This window comes from Bacillota bacterium (assembly GCA_024655925.1).
In the GTDB taxonomy this organism is placed as follows: Bacteria; Bacillota; DTU025; order DTU025; family JANLFS01; genus JANLFS01.
Genome location: JANLFS010000003.1, coordinates 47032 through 64511, shown reverse-complemented (window position 1 = coordinate 64511; position 17480 = coordinate 47032). Strand labels below are relative to the sequence as shown.

Genomic DNA, 17480 nt, shown 5'->3' with positions numbered 1-17480 from the left:
CAGGATCAACAGCTACTACCACCTCGTCCATGGCACGCCCTCCTGGTTCAATCAAAACGCCCCGGGGAAGAGGACCCTCCCCGGGGCGAAGTCCACCGGCACTAGAACGACGTCTTCAGGCCGAGGTTGAGTATCTTGACGAGGTAATCCCCTCCGGTCACGAAGTCGACCTTCTTGATGTCGTACTTCAGGCTCACGGAGGTCACCTTGTAGATCTGATGCTCGAGCGACAGTCCCACCTGCGAGTACTCGCCTGACCGGTCAGACTCGACGAAGTAGTCCCGGTACTCGTATGACGCCGAGCCGGTCAGCTTGGTCGCATTGGAGATCTGCCATGTGGTGTCTGCTCCGAGGTAGAGGCGCGCGTACTCCTCGAGAGGATCCGTGCTCTTGTCGGTCCAGGAATACTGCCCGCTGACCCCGAAGATGACAACGTCCGGCACCACGGCGAGTTTCAGATCGGCGCCGGCCTTGTACTCGAGGTACTCATTGGCCGCGTCGTCGCTGAACGCCCGCTCCCATCCACCTGTCACGCTCAACACGTCGGTGATCACAGGGATAGTCCCGCGCACGTAGGCGACGTAGGTGTCGACGTTGTCCTCGATGGCCCGCTCCCAGTTGAACCCGAAGTCAACTGGGGCGATAGTCCCGTCGAACCCGAGGTTGGTGGTGGTGGCTGCAGGCTCCGTGCCCGCCAGGTCGTAAGTCTTCTCGACGTTCGCCTTGAGCTTGAGGTCGGCCACGAGGATCTTTGTGGAGTAGGCGGCCCCGGCTCCCAAGGTGAGGTCCTTGGCGGTCGCCCACCCCTGGTCGCCCTCTACAGCCGCCTTGGCATCCAGCACGAGGCCGCGCATCGACCCAGTGGACACCGTGAAGCTAGCCATGCGCGAGTTCGGCTCGACGTAGTCGGGCGACTCGTCGTCCACCGTCTCGACGTATGCAGGCGCATACTCAGAGGAGACTTCCTCGAGTGTGCCCTTGAGGTGCAGCCCAAGGAACTCGCCTTCGGCATAGACATTGTAAGCGTGGGCCGCACGAAGCATCGTCTGGTTCTCGTACAGCGATACCTCGCCGCCGAGTCTCCAGCCACCCACCGCCACGTCCAAATTGCCTCCCCAGGTGGTGTCGTTCCCGTCTGGAAGCGGAATGCTGTCCCCCGAGAGCGGGTCGTCCATCTGGCGCAGGATCCGGAATCCGGCAGTCACGCCGGGGGCCAGGTTGAGGCTGCCTCCCACGCCCGCGAGGAACTTCAGATCACCCTCAGGGGGAGTGTTCTGGCCATCCCTAGCTAGGATCCCGGTGAGGCTGAGGGCACCTATCGACAGGTCAGTGATGACCCCTTCGACCGGGTTATCCTCATCCTCGAACTTCTCGGCGGCAATCTGGTACCGGGTGAAGTTGGCAGGCTTGGATAGCTCGCCCGCTGCCAGCTTCGCGATAAGACCGGGCGTCGTGAGCGTGAGATCAAAATCCCCGCTGAATAGCGGTTGCTCGGTGTCAGCTCCGCCGAACACATCGGTTACGGCATTCAGCCCGACCACTATGGCCACGTTGGGCTCGGGAACGATGTTCAGGTCGAGGGAGAGCTTGTTCTGGAACTCGGACGTGGGCTCGTATACTTCGGATGCGTCCCTTGCCCACGGATCCTTGTACAGAACCGCGCCGTCGTCGGCCTTGACGTTGATGTCGGTGAACACAAGCTCATCAACGCCAGTGAACCGGAACCTGTTCAGGTCGGTCCAGATGTTCGCGATGTCCTCATCCAGTGCCTTGTCCTTTGCACTGAGTTTCGCTATGGAGGCCTCGGCATCGGACATGCGCACAGCGAGCGGACCTATCAGATCCGTCTTCGTGAGCATCAGATCCAGTTCGAGCTCCTCGATCTGCTCCCCGTGCCTTGCGATGGAAGACTCCGCTTCGGCCGCTTTGGCCTCGAGAGCCGTTACTCTGGCGGCGAGAGGAGCAATCGCCTCGGTCTGGATCTTGTGGTATGTCTCTGCTATGTCACTGGCGTTCTGGATCGCCTGAGCTCTAAGTACTTCGATCTCCGCTTGCATAGCAGCGGCAGTGGCCTTGTTCGCCTCTATACTCTGGGCAAGCCTCGCCTCAGACGCAGCTGCCTCCCCGCGGACTAGATCGATGGCTTGCCTTGTAGCCGCATCCTGCTCCGCTACCTTCGCTGAAAGAGCGGCCACGGAATCGCGCACTCCTGCGACATCCGCCTTGGCCCGGGCAAGCTCCTCTTCCAGAGCGTTGGTGCGAATGCCCAGAACCGCAAGCTCACGGCCGAACGAATCGCGGAGCGCATCGACCACCGCGATCACTCCTGCGATCTTAGCCTCGAGCTTCGCGACAGCCTCAGCCACGGAAGCCTCGGACTTCGCGTTCGCTTCGGAGACTGCACTCGTGACCATTTCGCGGAATGCCTTCTCTTGTGCCGCCGCGTCAGGAACTGATGCAGCGACTTCCGCAATCCTGGCCTCAAGCGCCTGAACAGCGCTGGCGAGCGCGACATCAGATTTGGCGCTGGCCTCAGCCATAGACTCAGCAACAAATCCCCTGAGAGACGCCTCGAGTCTGTTGGCATCGGGAACCGTGGCTGCAACCGCCGCAATCTTGGCCTCGAGCAGCTCGACAGAGGCAGACCTTGCGGCCTCCGCTCGGGCGAACTCCTCCGCAACTACGCCACGGAGAGCCTCCTCGGAGGCGGAGACGTCGCCGATCCTGGCCGCTACCTCATCGATCATGACCTGGAGGCGCCGGGCGGATTCAGCCCATGCTGATTCGGACTTGGCACTGGCCTCCGAGACGGCCTCAGCGATCATCGCGCGGACTGTCTTCTCCCAGGACGCGAAATCTGCCACTTGGGCTGCGACTCCCGCAATCTTCGCCTCGAGCCCGGCCGCCGCTTCAGCCCATGCGGCGTCGGACTTAGCAGCCGCCTCCGCGACAGACTGAGCAACCAAGGCCCGGAAAGCCGCTTCCTGCGCGACCGCATCAGGAATCCTCGCCTCAACTGCGGCGATCTTGGCCTCGAGGGCCGCAACCGCATCGATCAGGGACGCATTGTCCACCTTGGTGACAGTGACAGTCTCCTCGCGGACGATCTCCCTGACCACCTCAGCGGGCTTGGCGAGCTGGGACTCGACCTCGCGCATGGCTTCAGCGACAGCTGCATCGCATGCCGCGAGTGCCTCAGCCCTGACAATCGCCTTGAACGCCTCCTGCTGCTCGGCAGGGTCGGGGATGAGGGCGGCGACTGCGGCGATCTTGCCCTCGAGTTCCCGGACAGCCACCGCCAGGGCGGCGTCGAAGAGCCTCGGGGCTTCTTCCCGCACGATATTCCTTATTGCCTCTTCTTGCTTGGCAGGGTCGGAGACACCCGCGGCCACCGCGGCGATCTTCCCCTCGAGCCCGGCCACAGCATCCCTGAGTGCGGTGTCATCAATCTTCACATATTCGCGCACGATCACCTGCTCCGGAGCTGGGGCCGACGTGGGCGCAAGGGCCGAACCCTGGGGTTGAGCTTTCTCGAGATCACCCACCCGGGCACTGAGAGCCTCGAGGGCGGCCTTCATCTCATCATGACTTGCCTTCATCGCTGCATGGTACGCTTTGTTGTTGGCGTCGAAATCCTCAGTCCGGGCAAATAAAGCCGCGATCCTGTTGTCGAACTCCTCCCACTGGGCATCGGTCATCGCGGCAATCTTGTCCGCTATGATTGTCTCGAGGATCGTTGCGTCAGGCGGCACCGTGTCCGCTGGCCGCGTCACACTGACCCCGGCTGCGGGCCCCTCGAGCTTGAGTTTGCCTTCAAGCTCAGCGAGCCTGGCCGCGATGTCCTTGTCGAGATACTCCAAGGCACGGGCGATCATAAGGGCAGCTTCGTATCTGGTAGCGGCCTGCGGCCCTTTGAAGGTGCCGTCGGGGTAGCCCTCGACTATGCCCAGCGCGGCAAGCATTCTCACGGCATCCAGGGCCCAATGAACCGTGGGCAGGTCCGAGAATGGGCTGGCCGCAGTGGGAAGCGCGAGCGCACCCGCCATGAGCGCCGCGAGAATAATGGCCAGGCACTTCTTCATCAATCGATTCCCCCCTCTGTAATGCTAAGATGGCTAGGCATGTCCCTTGCCGGCCACGCGTTGTCGAGTGGTCATGTTGCCTCGATCGGCGCGGCACAGGTAGTTGGACGGGCCACGGCACTCAGCTAGATTGGAAAACAACAGACTCGGGCAACACCTCCCTTCGAGTTGCCTCCACGGTGGCAGGCTCATTACGGACGGATTGCCTATACTAGGCCTACTTTCGGTAATTCTCCACGCTCTGTGGAACTCCTTCACGAGATAGGCAAGATTTTTGGCCTCTGACTCGGTGTATCTGCTCAAATGGGACGGATTACGAGCCTAATCGGGGGAGACTTGTGGCTCCGCCAGATATCACGTTCAGCAACAGCCTCGACCATGACCTTCGCGCGCACCTGCACGATGTCCATGATGGCCGCGGCGAACTCGGAGACAGTCATCACCGTGCCGATCTTCCCCTCTTCATCGCTGGCCATGCCCTTGCTGATGGCCGCCGTGTTCACGTCCTGCATGAGTGCAAGGAGTTGCTCCTGCACTTTCTCGGATCCGGCTGAACCGTCGATGGTTCGGGATGCTATGACCTGCCCGGAGAAATAGATCATCTGATCCGGGAGGACATGCAGGGAAACCCACAGAGGTTCTCCATACCAGGAGTTCACCGGTGAGACAGCCCTCAGGATGACCTTTCCGTCCGATTCGTCGATCCTCTGGAAGGCTGCCAGGACGTTGGACTCGTCGAAATTGAGGACGAATGGGTCACCATCAGGATTGTCAGACCTGGCCCCCCTATTGACAGCGATCTCGTTCACCTTCAGAAGGAAACCATTGACCTGGTTCCTTACTGCTTCTGCCCGCTGGGAGCAGTCGATTACCGACCCCAGGATGACCTGGTCTGCGGGGAAGATCACCTGCCCGAGCATGGACGACTGCCGAGCTTCCATCAGTCTCACGCTGGTCTCGGTCAGATCCACCACCTTCCGCTCGAGCCGGGCAACCTCAGCCTGCAAGCGGTCACGGGTCTCGTTCAGGTTCGCGATGTGCCTTTCAAGGTTGCTCTTCTCCCGGCTAAGCCCGTCGATCTCCGATTGCGCTGTCTTGAGCTTCACGTTTGCCCCGGCCAGGTCGGCCTGGGCTGTCTTGTACCTCGCCTCCACCTCGTGCAGCTGCTGCTGGCTCGCGCGGAGCGTCTCCTCGAGCTCGGCCAGATCCGCCTCCGCCCGTATCCGCTCCTCGAAGGCCTTGGAGAGCTCCACGTTGACTTCGTCGAACTCCGACTTGAGGGTGGAGTACTGGAGAGCAGCCTCCTCAACCTGGCGTGCCAGTGCTTCGGCCTCAGCCCGCCTGGCATCGAGATCGGCGCGGGCGGCGACCAACGCTTCCTGGATTTCGCGGCTCTTGAAGAGAGCGGTCCTGACGTCCTGTGACACCAGGGTGAGCACGATCAGGGTAGATGCGGCGATCACTGTGCCAGTCATCACGGCTACGATGATCGACGTATACTTGGGCCGGAGCCCGAAAATGGACAGTCGCCTCCGCCCGACCTTCATTCCGATACGGTCGCCCGCGTAGGCAATCAGCCCTCCCATTATGACTAGCACGACTACTAGCGCGAGACCGTACAAGGGGATCCCTCCCGGCAAGCAGGAACCGCTCTAAAGAGTAAACCGCTCTCCCAGGTAGAACCGTCTGGCAGCCGGGCTCTCGGAGACCTCCCGGGCGGATCCGGACACCAGGATGGTCCCTCTATGCATGATGTAAGCTCTGTCCACGATGGCTAACGTATCACGGACGTTGTGGTCAGTTATGAGCACACCGAGCCCGGCCTGGCGCAGCCTGTGGGCGATAGCCTGGATCTCGCCGACCGCGATGGGGTCGACTCCCGTGAACGGCTCGTCCAGTAGCATATAACGGGGAGAAGCTGCGAGGGCGCGTGCGATCTCCACCCGGCGCCGCTCGCCCCCGGAGAGCGTGAACCCCATCTGTTTTCGTATGTCGGCAAGACCAAACTCGGAGATGAGGGCATCAAGCCTTCCCTGCCGGGCGCGCGCGTCCACCCCGGCTATCTGGAGCACCGCCCGGATGTTGTCTTCCACGGACATCTTGCGAAAGATTGACGGTTCCTGTGCCAGGTAGCCCACGCCGAGCCTGGCCCTTCTGTGGATGGGAAGCGTCGTGACGTCCCGGCCGTCGATCTCAATTCGCCCGGAATCCGGCGTCTCGAGGCCGACGATCATGTAGAACGTGGTGGTCTTGCCGGCGCCATTTGGCCCAAGCAGGCCCACTACTTCGCCCGGTTCCAGCTCGATGCGGGCGCCGTCAACCACCCGACGCCGCCGGTAGGTCTTTATCAGGTCCACCGCGGCGATACCCATCTGTAGGTCTCACCCTCTTATGACGATCCTATCCAAGGCCAGGTTCCAGGACCGGGTTGGACTGTGCATGTCACGTCTTCCGGCATCGGTCCGCCTGAAGGGTGTCCTCAGCTCTTTCGACACCGCAGCCGGGCTCCCCTGCCTGATCTCCCGCATAACCAGTAGTTCTCACAGCCCGTGGACCGTCCGTGGCACACAAGAAACCGGCCGCCTGCTAGACGGCCGGCATGAACTTGGAGTTGATCGGCTGCCCCCGGGAGACTGAGGCGTTGTAGAGCCTAGCGTAGACCCCGCGGTGCGCCATGAGTTGGTCGTGGTTCCCAGACTCCACCACCTGGCCTCTGTCCACCACGACAATGAGATCCGCAGACCTCACGGTCGCCAATCTGTGGGCAACCACGATGACTGTGCGCCCGCGCATGAGCGTAAGTATGGCGGAGGAGACGAGCCATTCTGACTCCGGATCCAAGGAGGACGTAGCCTCATCAAGGATCAGGATTCTGGGATCCTTCAGTATCGCCCGGGCAATCGAGATCCGCTGGCGCTGTCCGGGGGAGAGCGTGATCCCTCGTTCTCCGATGACAGTATCGTAACCCATGGGAAGTGCCTCGATGAACGAATGGGCGCATGCCGCCCGCGCCGCGCGGACTATGTCTGATTCACTTGCGCCTGGACGTCCAACCGAGATATTCTCACTTACGGTTGCGGCAAAGACCGCGGGACGCTGCGGGACGTACCCGATTTGCGCCCTGAGCGACGACGATTTCACGGCCGTTATGTCCTGTCCATCGACGCGAATCGTCCCGGACGTCGGGTCGTGAAACCTCAGCAGCAAGCTTACAAGTGTGGTCTTGCCCCCACCGCTTGGACCCACAACCGCGACAGTCTGCCCTTCCCGGATGCAGAGGTCGATGTCTCGGAGAACCACCGTCCCACCCAGGGTGAGCCCTACCCCTTCGAAGGAGATGGACCCCCGGATCCCCGGCATATCCGGCAAGTGTGGCTCGCCTGGCACCGGCGTGACCGGGGCGAGCAACGTTTCGAGCCTGTCCAGCGCACCCTGGCCTTGCTGAAGGACGGAGTAGGCCCTGCTCATCGAGGTTGCAGGTACGGCGGCCATGCCGACATAGGTGAGGAACGTGACCAGCTGCCCCGGGGAAAGACGGCCCCCAAGGACTTCTCTTCCCCCAACCCAGATAACGGAGGCAAACCCAGCGACTCCGATCAACTCCACCACCGGCCCGAGGGCAGCAGTTGTGCGTGCCGCTCTGATACCCGCGGCGTAACTGCGAGTGTTGGCCTCTGCGAACCTCGCGGTCTCGCGCCCTTCGAGGTTAAATGCCCGCACCGTCTCCAGGCCAGCTATGCTCTCCGCCACAACCGAGGCGATCTCCGCCATCTTGGACTGCATTATCCTGGCTGCGGCGCGCATGCGCGCCCCCACTCGAGACACCGCAACTCCGAGTGCAGGGAGCATGAGGAAGGAGAACAGTGCAAGGCGCCAGTTCTGCAACATCGTTATAGACATGATCCCGGCTAGAGTCAGGGCACCCGTGAAGAGTTCGCCCGCCCCTTGGGTCACAGAAACCTGAACCGCGGAGACATCAGAGGTCACCCTAGCCACTGTGTCGCCGGCAGAAGTCCCTGCGTAGAACGACATCGGCATTCGCTGGAGGTTGTCGAAGACGCGGGAACGGAGGTCTGCTCCGACCCTCTGACCAATAGCAGCCGTGAGGTAGGCCTGGCAATACGCGAGGATTCCCTTTGCGGCGTAGACGAAGGCCACCGACCCAACCAGGAGGTTGAGCAATCCAAGCCTGTTCGCGCGGGAACCCGCCCCTGAGAGAACAGAGTCCAAGAGTATGCGGAACGCCTGGGGGAGTGCGAGGCTCGCAAGTGCAGAGGCTGTCATGCAACCCACTACTGCTGATATGGTTCCGGTGTGCGGTCTGAGGAGATCAGCCAGCACTGGCCTCTTTCTCATCCTGAGTGTGCGCCCCTTCCATGGAAACCCGGATCTCATGTATGAGGCGATCTGCTGCCCCCGGGCCGCCTATCACCTCACGCAGTTCGCGCCCGATGCGCTCCCTGCGAGCCGCGTCCCCCAGCAACTCAACAGAAGGGATCACCACGTCCTCGGGCCTGATCTCTCCCACTACCTCAGGGACGATCAGCCTTTTCGCCTTGACATTGGGGGCAGCGACGTACCTTGCCTTGGCCCGAATGCGATCGAGAGCATACTTCTTGAAGATGTCCCCAGCGAGGGGGACCCTCGTTGCGAACCCGAGCATGCCGGAGATCGGCACTGCCCCTGGGACATTCAAAGGCATCACAACCACGTGTGGCACGCCGAGAAACGAAAGCTCCCCTGAGACCGTTCCCGGCGGACAGATGGCCATGTCACATGAGAGCATGGCATCATAGCGAAGGTCAGTCTCTACGACTATCTCCACGCCCTCAGCAGTCCTGGCTATGATACTACCGTCCCCCTGTTCCAGCACCGCATTGGACCCATCTATCTTGTGCCGGTGGCGGGTGCTGGCAAGAGCCTGACCGAGGGACTCGAGGTCAGTGAAGGGCGAGAGAGGCAGAACGAATCGGACATTTCGATGGACCTTTGACAGCAGTTCTGCCACTCGGCACAGGAACGCCCCCATCACCTCTACTTCCCGTGGGCGGCTTCCGGGAAGCAGACAGACCGCTTCCTGACTCTCGTCTATGCCCAAGCGCTTCCTGGCATCCTCCCGTGACAGAGTCGGCGCCACTGCGTCGATCGTTAGATTCCCGATCGCCCGGACCCGGTCCGCCGGGACGCCCCTCGCGATGAGCCGGGTCTGGACCCTCTCGTCCTCGGCGAGAAACTTGCTTACTGCACGCACCCAGGAAGCTGCCCCGGTGGAGTAGGATACGAGAGGGTAGCGGAGTCTCCGGGAAAGGAGGACTGAGTAAGCCATGTCTCCACCGAGGTGCACGACGACTCCTTTCGCAGAAGGGGCAAACCCCTGGGGCCGCTTGTTGACCGCAAGGTAGAACAGGAATTCGAGGGGACGCACGACCCGACGGACGCCTGGAAACGTCGAAGCCACCTCGACCTCGTGCCCGGTGGAGAACTGCCCCGGTGTCAGGAGAACCCATACGTCCAGCACGCCAGGGGCGGAGAACGCCCGCTCCGCCACCGGCCGCACCCATCCAAGGATCTGACCTGGACTGCTCGATACCAGAACAACATCCATCCGGACTCACACTCCCGAGAGCCCGAGTGCCCATTGTGCGGGCTCGGACCCAACTGGAGTTCTACAGCCCGCTAGCGTTCTCCTGCCTGAGCCCTCCAGGATATGCCAGGAAGGCCGCGTAGCGTTTGCCTAGCGAGGACCTCGGCCTTGCCAGCACTGCCCCGGGCGGCCCTTCTTCGACGACACGCCCCCGATCCATTAGAACCACACGGTCAGCACAGCGTCTCGCGAAGGTGACCTCATGAGTGACTATCAGCATGGTCGTGCCCAGCCTGTGGATGAGATCCTCTATGAGCTGGAGGACCTCGACGACCAAGATGGGATCGAGAGAGGCCGTCGGCTCGTCCCAGAGGATGAGCTCGGGTGATCCGGCAATGGCCCGGGCAATTGCGACTCGCTGCATTTCGCCGCCGGAGAGCTCTCGCACTCGGGCGTCCGCGCGGCCATCCATGCCTACCCCTCCCAGGGCCGCCATTGCGTGCCTCCTCGCCCGGCTTACAGGCACACCCGCCATCACCTCCGGGAACATCACGTTCTCCAGGACGTTCAGCCTCCCGATCAGATTGGACCTCTGGAACACGAACCCGACTCTCCTCCTAAAGGCAGCGAGTTCTCTCTGGGAAAGCCGCAGGATCGAGGTCCCTCGCCAGGTTATCTCGCCCCGGTCAGGCTCGACAAGCCTGATGATAGTGCGAAGCGCCGTAGACTTGCCGCACCCAGAAGGCCCCATCACGGCCACGGTCTGGCCTTCCATGACCCTGAGGTTGAGGCCGGCAAGCGCGGTGCGTTCCCCGAATGTTCTTCCAACGTCCTCCATTATGAGCACGAGCGCCCACCTCCCACACCTTGACCTGCAAACCTCAGCCTGGACCGGTTCAGAAGCGACAGAATCCCCGGTTTCCCGGACGGGATGACAATCTCGCGCATCACGTCCGCCGAACTTGTGCCGCACGCAAGACAGGCCTCGACCTCTTCCCTGCTGACCGGGGAAGTCCTCACGGCTATCGATGCAGCCACGAATCCCAGCGCCATGCCGATCCCAACCATGTAAGCAGGGGTCATAGACCCAACGGACGCACGTGTGATCGCGGAGATGGCACCCAGAGTCGCCGCACCCGCAGCCCCACCGTACACCCATCCAGCCAGCCCGGGCCTGGGCTCTCCGGCGACATGGCGCAGGTGGGCAACTCCCGAGATGACGGATGCGTGGTCGAAGAGAAGCGACGCGATGGTGAACACGACCGCAACTATGCCTGCTATAGTGGTCCTCACATTCCCGAGCAACCTATGGATCTCACTCCTCACTCCAGGCTGCACGACCCCGGCAGGCAACGAATACGCCGTGGCTGCCGGCGCACCCGCAGCGTCAAGCGCCCGTTCCTGCACGGCCTTGTGACTGCCACCATGCCTTATGAGAATCTGGATGCGGTCTCCGGGGACGAGTTGGTTGCCGATGAATCTGTCGATGAGTCCTATGGAACTCGCCATCTCCTGGTCGGTCAGACTCGGAAGTGAGTTCCGAACCGCCCGGACCTGCTCTATCATGGAATCCACGTCGACCGAGGACATCTCCTCGAGGTCCGCGCGCATCGCCGCGACACTCTCGGCGAGGGTGGCCGCGTCCAACTCCTGAAGAGTGACAAGAATCCCTTCGGCCGCCCTGGATATGTCGTCCAGGACAGAGGCCACCTCTCCGGCGCCTTCGACTGCCGACTGGAGAGTCGCCAGTCTGTCATGAAGCGACCCGAGCCTCCTCATCCAGAGCTCGATGTTGTGGAGAAGCGGGTCGTAGCTTCGGGTGAAGGGTGTCACCCCGGCGGCGACCTCTTCCAGGGTTTCGAGGGCGGCGACAGCGCGGCCAGTCGCCTCAATGAGCATGTCCACCGCATCTGGGTCGACCCTGATAGAGCCCGGATCCCCGATCCCGATGCTCTCGAGCGCCCTCTGCAGTGTGATCAGTGAGGTCAGCGCGTTCTCGTACCTGGCGAGCGCTTCCTCCGAGCCACGAGCGGTCTCGAGAGCTTCTCGGATCACCGTATCGAAGCTTCCTAGGAGCCTTTCAGTGTCGTCGAGAGAGTTCACGAGCTCGACCTGGGGGCTTACAAGCGTGGCAACGCCCACCTTCGCCCCTATCACGCCATCATTCACATAGTAGGCTCCGTATTCCCCGGCCGGCCGGTCGCCGGTGCCCGGGCGTATCAAGATCGCTCGCCCGGTCCGCCGCCCGTCTGTCCCGACCAGGCGGACCAGGGCCGTCTCGGAGTCGACTTCTGTGCCTGGGGTAAGCGATCCGTCTGAGATTGCCAGGATGTCTCCGACACGCAGTTCGCGATTGTCCGCCGGGGAGGAATCGATTCTGATGGATGCCTGGGTTGTCCACTTTTCGAGGAAACTCCGTATCTCGGTCAGTGTCGCCACCAGGTGTTCGGATTCCTCTTTGCCCCCCTCTGGAGTGACGTCGAAGAGCTCGGGCGCAGGCCCCTGCCCGGTTCGAGCAGAGAATACTGAGCGTATCCTCGCAACAACGTCAGCCTTGCTCTCCGGACTCTCCCCCTCGCGAAGCCTCACATCGAGCACCTGGTACTCTCGGAGGATGTCATTTGCCGCCTGCTCCACCCCGAGAGTAGCCTCCGAAGTTTCGCACACCAGGTGGATGTCGCTCCCTTCCCTGAACGTGAAGACGACGCCGGGTATGTCGTTGAACCGCTCCCTGAGGATAGGGGCTACCCTGGCCCCAAGCCCACTCACTGTGACTCTGGGCTCGAGCATGACTGTGTAGCCTGCATACCCCGGGATGTCGGATAAGGCACGCACAAGCCCAGTGAGCCTTCTCTCGTCGCGTCCCTCTCCCAAGGAAATGAAGAAATTCGATCTGGACAGCACAGTAAGGCTCTCTTTCATTCTGGAGCCGCGGAATTCCTCGGCAAGCAGGGTCTCCAGGGCGCGCCTTGCGTCCCTGCGCACCTCCGCCCGCACATGGACGGCTACGTCGTATTCCCCGTAGTCACCGACCAAGCCCGAGACAGTGTCACCGAAGAAGCGGTTCGCCGCTCGGGCGACCCCCCACGTAAGCCCAGACCCGATCATGATCGACAGAATCAGCGCGACTATGATATCGCGCGCGAACCCATCGCGGATGAGGGTATACATGCAGTTAGACCCCCCATTCATCCGCATTATATCATGTGCCCGGGGGTGGGCAGACAAGAAGTTCTTTCAGAAAGTGGAAGAAGGCCGGCCACCCGGCCCTCATCTGACAACGTGAAACTGACCTCGCAGAGCGCCAGTCAGTCTCTCACCTCGAAGGTGATCTCCAGAGGATTGCCCTCCGCCTCCACGGCCTCACGGTCGGTGTAGAAAGTGGCGCGGTCACATCTGATTGTCTCTTTCTCCGCACCCTGCACGAACACAGATCCTGTGAGGATCATTGACTTCCTGGAGCTGGAATACTCAGCGCGGTCGGCCGTGGCGGTCTGCCTGTCCTTCATGATGGCCACAGAACCCTTCGCAGTGAAGTCCTCGGTTTCCGTGGAGATCTCGAGCGCAAGACAGGTCATGGTGATGACCTGAACCTTGGGTTTGCCGGATTCATCCTTCTCCTGCTGCACTTCACGCTTCTCGAGTCTTACATTCCCCGTCGCCGACGCAACTTCTTTCTGGAAGTCCGTTTCCAGAGTGTCTGTGCTGAGGCGCACGTCTCCCTTGACAAGAACCACCCCACCTGTGATCTTGGCCTTCTTGGTCTCCATATTGACCACTGCGCGCGGCGCGGTTATGATGCTCTCACCATATTCGATCCTGACGTCGCCCTCGACGACTGTATCCCCTTTGGGCCCCTGGTAGACGACTCTATTGGCGGTCACCCGAACCTTCTTAGTCTCGGCATGGGCTGGGACGGCTACAGCCGCCCCGAGGACCGCAACCAGGACCACCCCCAAGACTAATCTCACCATGCCCCTTTTCGCCACTTCCTCAGACTCCCTCCCGCCCCACGTGGGGCTATGATCCAATATCGAACTCTATCACGACCGGCTCCTCCATCTCCACCTCTTTCTCGTCCAACCGGTAGACTAGAGTGCCCGCCGTGATCTTCATCTGCCCTTCTGTCTGTAACACGACTTCTCCGTGACCAGTGATCTTCTCCGCGTCGACGTCCGCCTCGAACCGCTGGGCACTAATCCTACTCCCTTCGATCATCACCTCCGCCGGACCCGGGACCAGAATCCGCCCGTCGGCGGCTTTCCACACCACCTTGTCCGTAGTGAGTAGGGTCTCGCCGTTGGACCATACTGTCACCCCGCCTGTGAGCATCAGATCACCGGTATCGTTCTGAAGCACCCCATCACCAGCGGTGAACGTGAAGTATGGTTCGCCTCCGCGGTATATGGCACCATCGGTGATATCGACAAGACGCACTGATCGTGCCTGCTGGCCAGATTCAACTCTCCGCGCTTTCAGGTGCCATCGCTTCTGCCCTGAGTCCAACCCTTCGATCTCAACTCCCATGAAGGCCAGGCTCGGCCCTTTGTCCCGGGTGACCCCACCTGTCGCCGCCGGCTTGTTGATCAGGAACGCCCAGGCATAGGCACCTGTGATAACGACCGCAAGTGTCAGAATCGCAGCGAGCACCACTCTCCCGTTCACGGGCCCCACCTCCACAAGCCTAGAACGGCCCTTTGGTTCCGAAGAGGACACCTTCCTCGCCCAAGCCGAACCCTAGCGACTTCGTGGGGAATGCCTTGTACCTGAACTCCAGCCAGATCCGGTTGGTCGTATACTGGTACATCACGCTGACTTCCCGGCAGTGAAGATCGCGCGTCACACCGATATCTCCCCGGGTGAACCCGTTCTTTGCCACGTCGTAGACGGCTGCCCACTGCAGGCGCCAGTCCGGGGTCAGCTTGAAGTCTGCAGTAGACTCCACGCGGGTCAAACGGGATGTAGAGAAGTCATAGCTTCCCGCCGCCCTGAACTGGAACTGGGGAGAGGGTTGGGCCACGAGCTTCCCAACAAGTGAGACCGGGGCCAGTGTGTTGAGGTCGTATTTCCCAGTCAAGTCCAGAGTGATGCCCTGGCCGAGAGTGATCTGGGCAGTCGCGGCCACAGTATCGTAGATGCCTGTCAGGAGACCGTACCCCGATGTCAGGCTCAGCCTGAGCGGGCCCACCCTTGACGTCAGGGTGGCGGAGAGTTTGTCCTCGGCGTTGAGGGTGTCGAACAGGAACGGCGACTCGCCGTACAAATCGAAATGGTTGAATGTCACCCGCAAGGACGTGCCCGGAAACGGAGTCGCAGTTGCCCCAACAGTATATCCTAGCCCAACACGCGCCCCGAAATCCTCATACAGACCTGCGACCCCACGCGCCTGAGCGTCCACAGTCACGCCTCGAAACACAGGGCGTTGGTCCAAGAAGACCTGGACATCCGCCTCCCCCTTGGAAAGCGTGACCTCGGACCTCACGCCTTCCCGCACAGCGTCCTCAGTATACCTCCCCAACAGACCTCTAGCGGATGCCCTGAGTGGAGTGTTCGGAATCGCAAGCCTGTCTGTGGTGACGCTGATCTCGGGCAGCCTCGACAAAGCCTTCCACGGAGGAGGCTCGGGTTTCTCCCACGTCTGGTCGTCCTCTTCCTCGAAGTACACCTGGGATTGAGCGAGCCCCGCCACGTTGAACCCTGTGAACGCCCGGGTCGCAGACACCCGGTAGTTCAGCACATTGAGGGTCTCCACGTCGTCCGAGACCTGTCTTCGATACAGCGCGTCTGCAGACAGCCTCACCTCCAGAGGGAGGGTGGAGTTGTGCAGCAAAGTGGCAGAAGTGTTGGTGTTGTGGGAAGCGGAATCCACCTCACGATGGGAATACCTTAGAGATGTCGTGGATGTGTCCGTCTTCCGGTCGAGTCGAAGGTCATATCCGGTCTCCTCAGTTGGGGCCGCTGACAGGGAAACGTAATCCTTGTAGCTGTACGTGAACTGACTCGTTAGGTTAAACGGTAAATCTACCGAGTGCGTGAATTCTGCCGTGTTGTCAGACGTCGCAGTTGCCTGGTTCCAGAGCTGATAGAGATGAATGGACACGGATCCAAGAGACCCAAGGGCCAGTTTCTGCGTGACGCCTACGGCCGGACCAAGTAACTGGAAGTAGTCGGCCAGGAACGATCCATGGGCGTTCTCGTTGATGGTGTAGTTGTACTTGGTCTTGACGTACCAGCCTTCCCGGAACCCGTATCCCACCTTAGGGAGCTCGAACCTCTCGTCTTCGCGCAGGGGAATCACCACTCGTGGCCAGGACAACAGCTTGATGTTTCCTTCGTAGTACGAGACGTGCCTCAGGACGATCCGGTCATCCGCGTACACCTCCATCTCGCGGGCCTCTATACGGAAGTGTGGCGTGTCAAGATCACACGTGGTGACGTAACCGGAGTCAAGCCTGTAGTAGTCCTCCTTCTGAGTGAACTCCTCTCCTGCAAGATAGAGATACCCGGTTACCTGCTGGTCACGGAGCTTGGCCCGGACTTTCTCCACCCTCGTGTCGCCAGTGGACATATTGTAGAAGACAACCTCACCGCGGAGTGTCTCTTCGCCCCGGACCACTTCAACCCCGCCGGTTATCCTGGTGATGTTCTTCGATAGGTCAACTTCCGCACGGTCACCGGTTATAGTGACATCCCTCAAGGTGATGACTACGTTCCCCGCCACCGTCCAGGAGTTTGCATGCCCGTCGTATGTCACGCGGTCCGCAGTGATTCGGACGGTGTAAGACTCCCCGGCAGAGATCGGGGCCGAGGCGAGGCACACAAGCAGGGAGGCAAGAAGGAGAATCATACTTCCTGCACCGCCCCCTGAGTGCGGCAGGAGGCCCGCCCATGGCCTCCTTCGGGGCATTCTCACGCTGTCCACTGAGACCAACATGAGAACGCCCGGCACGAAAAAGAGAACGTTGGGAACCCACGCTGCGGCAAGCGGCGGGAGAATCCCTCGGGCTCCGACGGACCTGGCTATCGCCTGGATGACGAAGTACGATAAGGACACCAGCGCGCCCAGGACAATCCCGAAGTAACTTCCGCCTTTCCTCGGGGATCTAGTGACCAAGGACGACCCGAGCACAGCAAGAACGAGTGCGGCAAAGGGCTGGGCGACTTTCATGTAGTAGTCGACACGGAGGGACTCCACTTTGATGCCGCTCCGCTCAAAGAGCCTTATGTTCTCCCCAAGTTCCCTCATGCTCATCTCGGCCGTAGTCTTCTGTCCGCTGAAGACCCGGTCCAAGGTGGTATCCATGAGAATCTCAAGAGTCTCGAACGACATGGAAGTAGTGACACGCCCTGACCTGTCCAGGTCGTGAAGTGAGCCATCCAAGAGCACCCATGTGAGGTCCCGCACCTCTCCGCGCTTCGCGGTAAGCAGGCGGGGAAATGTGCCCTTCCTGACCTCGTACACCATGACGTTCTGCATCGTGCCGCGGTCTGCATCAACCTTGCCGATGTAGAAATACCGGTCATCCGGGGCACGGAAGAATATGTTCTCCTCCACACTGGGCAGGGCTTCCTGCAGAACCATCTGACGAACCAGGGTTTCCGACTCATGGGTTGCCCATGGAGCCACGCTCTCCGATAAGTAGAAGGTCCCGGCCGTCACAATCCCCCCGATGATGATCAAAGGAAGAGCGATTCTGGGGAACGGCGCCCCTGCGATCCGTAGCACGGCCAATTCAGAGTCCCTTGCGAGACGCCCGAGTCCGAGAATCGTTGCAAAGAGAACCGCCATCGGAAGGACTTGCGCTACTATGCCG

Annotated in this window: 10 protein-coding genes; all 10 read right to left on the bottom strand. The window is 61.1% G+C overall.

Features of this window, described 5'->3' with window-relative positions:
* Positions 1–101: 101 nt before the first annotated feature.
* Positions 102–4082: an S-layer homology domain-containing protein gene (locus NUW23_00925; protein ID MCR4424743.1), complete on the bottom strand. Its 3981-nt coding sequence runs from the start codon at positions 4080–4082 to the stop codon at positions 102–104.
* Between the two features lie 299 nt (positions 4083–4381).
* Entirely contained in the window at positions 4382–5704 is a 1323-nt protein-coding gene (locus tag NUW23_00920; GenBank protein ID MCR4424742.1) for a DUF3084 domain-containing protein, read from the bottom strand.
* A gap of 30 nt (positions 5705–5734) precedes the next feature.
* On the bottom strand, positions 5735–6454 hold the full coding sequence (gene lptB / locus NUW23_00915) for an LPS export ABC transporter ATP-binding protein (GenBank protein MCR4424741.1): 720 nt from the start codon (positions 6452–6454) through the stop codon (positions 5735–5737).
* 214 nt (positions 6455–6668) lie between these two features.
* Positions 6669–8438: an ABC transporter ATP-binding protein/permease gene (locus tag NUW23_00910; GenBank protein ID MCR4424740.1), complete on the bottom strand. Its 1770-nt coding sequence runs from the start codon at positions 8436–8438 to the stop codon at positions 6669–6671.
* Complete coding sequence (locus tag NUW23_00905) at positions 8413–9687, bottom strand: hypothetical protein (protein ID MCR4424739.1); 1275 nt, start codon at positions 9685–9687, stop codon at positions 8413–8415. Before NUW23_00905 ends, NUW23_00910 begins: the two co-directional genes overlap by 26 nt.
* Positions 9688–9748: 61 nt before the next feature.
* Positions 9749–10504 carry an ATP-binding cassette domain-containing protein gene (locus tag NUW23_00900; GenBank protein ID MCR4424738.1) on the bottom strand — a complete coding sequence of 252 codons (756 nt, stop codon included), beginning with the start codon at positions 10502–10504 and terminating at the stop codon, positions 9749–9751.
* Entirely contained in the window at positions 10504–12837 is a 2334-nt protein-coding gene (locus NUW23_00895) for a hypothetical protein (protein MCR4424737.1), read from the bottom strand. The genes NUW23_00900 and NUW23_00895 overlap by 1 nt, the downstream gene beginning before the upstream one ends.
* Positions 12838–12974: 137 nt before the next feature.
* Positions 12975–13655 (bottom strand): hypothetical protein, encoded by a 681-nt coding sequence (locus NUW23_00890; GenBank protein ID MCR4424736.1) that lies wholly within the window; start codon positions 13653–13655, stop codon positions 12975–12977.
* 31 nt (positions 13656–13686) lie between these two features.
* On the bottom strand, positions 13687–14331 hold the full coding sequence (gene lptC / locus NUW23_00885) for an LPS export ABC transporter periplasmic protein LptC (protein MCR4424735.1): 645 nt from the start codon (positions 14329–14331) through the stop codon (positions 13687–13689).
* Between the two features lie 19 nt (positions 14332–14350).
* A partial coding sequence (locus tag NUW23_00880) for an LptF/LptG family permease (protein MCR4424734.1) occupies positions 14351–17480 on the bottom strand: 3130 nt, incomplete at its 5' end.